Origin of the sequence: Cryobacterium sp. 10I1 (assembly GCF_035019805.1) — a bacterium.
Lineage (GTDB): Bacteria > Actinomycetota > Actinomycetes > Actinomycetales > Microbacteriaceae > Cryobacterium > Cryobacterium glucosi.
The window spans coordinates 1-2,606 of sequence record NZ_JASJVF010000353.1 but is presented as its reverse complement, the minus strand read 5'-3'; the positions used below and the strand labels follow the sequence as shown (position 1 = coordinate 2,606).

The 2,606-nt window shown below is 65.0% G+C and carries 2 protein-coding genes; both read left to right on the top strand.

Annotated elements, in window-relative coordinates; all coding sequences use genetic code 11:
• The first annotated feature begins 131 nt into the window (after window positions 1–131).
• Window positions 132–1,739, top strand: coding sequence for an IS21 family transposase (gene istA / locus QN345_RS17820; RefSeq protein ID WP_323508996.1), 1,608 nt, complete (start codon window positions 132–134; stop codon window positions 1,737–1,739).
• Window positions 1,736–2,506: an ATP-binding protein gene (locus tag QN345_RS17815; protein WP_322137582.1), complete on the top strand. Its 771-nt coding sequence runs from the start codon at window positions 1,736–1,738 to the stop codon at window positions 2,504–2,506. Before istA ends, QN345_RS17815 begins: the two co-directional genes overlap by 4 nt.
• Window positions 2,507–2,606: the final 100 nt, after the last annotated feature.

Here is a 2,606-nt window from a genome sequence, read left to right as displayed (position 1 = left end):
TGGCGAGTCGCCCTATCGGGTAGCGCTGTTCTGACGATCCGGTAGCGCGATTCCGGGGACAAGGTAGCGCTCGACGCGGGTGTGCTGCTCTGCTGTGAAACGACAACACATGGGGTGTTGTCGTTTCACGTTTGGAGTGCTGGTTCATGGCGGATTATCGAAAGATCCTGGTGTTGTTGCTGGAGGGGCGCAGTTATCGGGACGTGGTGGAGATCGCGGGGTGCTCGCACCGCGCCGTGGCCCGGGTGAGCCAGGAAATCCAGGCGCGGGGCGTCACCGCGGCGGATTCAGTCAGCGACGCCGATCTGGCCGGGTGGTTCCCGGACGGGCGCCGGAAAGTGTCCGAGGAATATGACCAGCCCGACCTGTCTCGGGTGCTGGCGTCGATGAAAGCGAACCGGCATTTCACCCTGTTGTTGGCCTGGCGCCGCTACGTCGACACGAAGGACCTCGGGAAGAAGTATGGCTATTCGCAGTTCTGCGCCCTGTTCACCGACTACGTCCGCAGCCACGACTTGGTCGCGGTGCTGAACCACGAGCCGGGCCGGGCGATGCTGGTGGACTGGGCCGGCGACACCATCGAGCTGGTCGACGCGGTCACCGGTGAGACTACGAAGGCGGTGCTGTTCGTCGCGGTGCTGCCGTTCTCCGGGCTGATGTTCTGCTGCGCGTTCATCGATATGAAGTCGCCGGCCTGGCTCGACGCCCACGTTCAGGCATTCGCATTCTTCGGCGGGGTGCCGCAGATCATCGTGCCGGACAACCCGACGACGGCGACAAACCGGTCCCACCCCGGCGATGCGGAGCGGGTCGTGAACGCCCGCTATCAACAGCTCGCCGACCACTACCAGTGCGCGATCGTCCCCGCCCGAGTGAAGAAGCCCCGGGACAAGGCGTCGGCCGAGAACGCGGTGAACGTCGTCAACAAACGCGTCATCGGGTATCTCGAGGACGATGTCTTCACGACTCTGGCCGAGTTGAACGACGCGATCGTTGAGCGGGTGCGGGAGATCAACCACGATATCCGCCGCGCTGACGGCTCGACCCGGTGGGAGAGGTTCGACGCCGAAGAGAGGAAGCTGCTGGGATCGTTGCCGGACGCGGCATTCGAGGACGTCCAGTGGAAGGAGCTCAAGGCAGGCCGCAACTACCACGTCACCGCCGACACCCAACGGTATTCGGTGCCGTTCGCGTTGGCCGGCAAGCTGTTGCGGGTGAGGCTGACCGCCTCGACGGTGACAGTGTTCGACGGGAACGACATCCTCTGCCAACACCCGCGGTTGACGGGCCGGAAAGGCCAGTACTCGACCCTGCCGGAGCATGTTCCGCCGCAGCACCGCAATATCGACGGGCTGTGGTCCAGGCGGTGGTTCACCGATCGGGCCCGCAGTTTCGGCCCGGCGACGGTCACGGTGATCGAGCAGATCCTCGACAGCCAGGCAATCGAGGCGCAAGGGTATCTGGCCTGCCAGAACATTCTCGACGGGCTCGGCAAGAACAACCGGCAACGGCTGGACGCCGCCTGCCAGGAGCTGCTGAACCGTCACGGGCACCCCACCTACACGACGCTGAAACACCTCATGGCCACGATCGACAGCGACGCGAAGAAACCCAAGCCGTTGATCCCGGCGGCCTCGACCCGCAAGCGCGGCAGCACCGTCGTCTTCCGGGACACCGGACCCGACGTCTATGTTCGCGACGCCTCCCACTACGAGATCGGCGAAGGGACCGGGCGATGACCTTCACGAGCATCGACTACGACAAGTTCCGCGCCCTGCGGGTCACCCATGTTGCGACCCGGCTGGAGGAACTCATCCAGGACGAGGCCAACGACACCCTCACCCCGGAGCAGCTGTTCCTCACCGCCGTCGACGACGCGTTGGAATCCCGGCGGGTGAACAAGGTCGAGCGCCTGATCCGCCAGGCACAGCTTCCGATTCCCGGAGCCACGATTGCGGAAGTCGACTACCGCGACGGGCGCGGCATCACCCCCGTTCGGATGCGCCGCTATGCCACCCATCAGTGGCGGGCGGATTCGACGAACCTGCTCATCATCTCGCCCAGCGGAGGCGGGAAAACCTACCTCGCCTGCGCGCTCGGGATCAGCGCCAGCCAGAGCGAGCACACGGTCGCCTACTTCCGGATGGACGACCTCGCCCGACGGCTCGTCATCGCCCGCGGCAATGGCATCGCGCACCAGAAGCTGCTGAACGAGCTGTCCAACATCGACCTACTCATCATCGATGACTTCCTCACCGTCGGCATCGACAGCGACGCCGCCAGCGACTTGTTCGCGGTGCTCGCGAACCGAGAACACCGGTTGCCGACGATGATCGCCTCACAAACCGGACCCGCGCACTGGGTCGCCGAACTCCCCGACCGGGTCGCGGCGGACTCGATCGTGAACCGCCTCGCGAACCACGCCCGGATCATCAACCTGGGCCAGATTGACATGCGCAGGCACCGCAACGAACAAACCCGCAGCCACGACACCTACTGGGAGTGAAACCGCAGCGGCCCGGGCAGACAGTCCGGGCCGCTACCACTTAGGCAGAAGAGCGCTACCGGGTTATCAGAACAGCGCTACCCGATGAGGCGACGCGCCA

Excerpts from the sequence above, each read along its gene's own strand:
- QN345_RS17815 (WP_322137582.1), top strand. The coding sequence starts at position 1,736 with ATGACCTTCACGAGCATCGACTACGACAAGTTCCGCGCCCTGCGGGTC.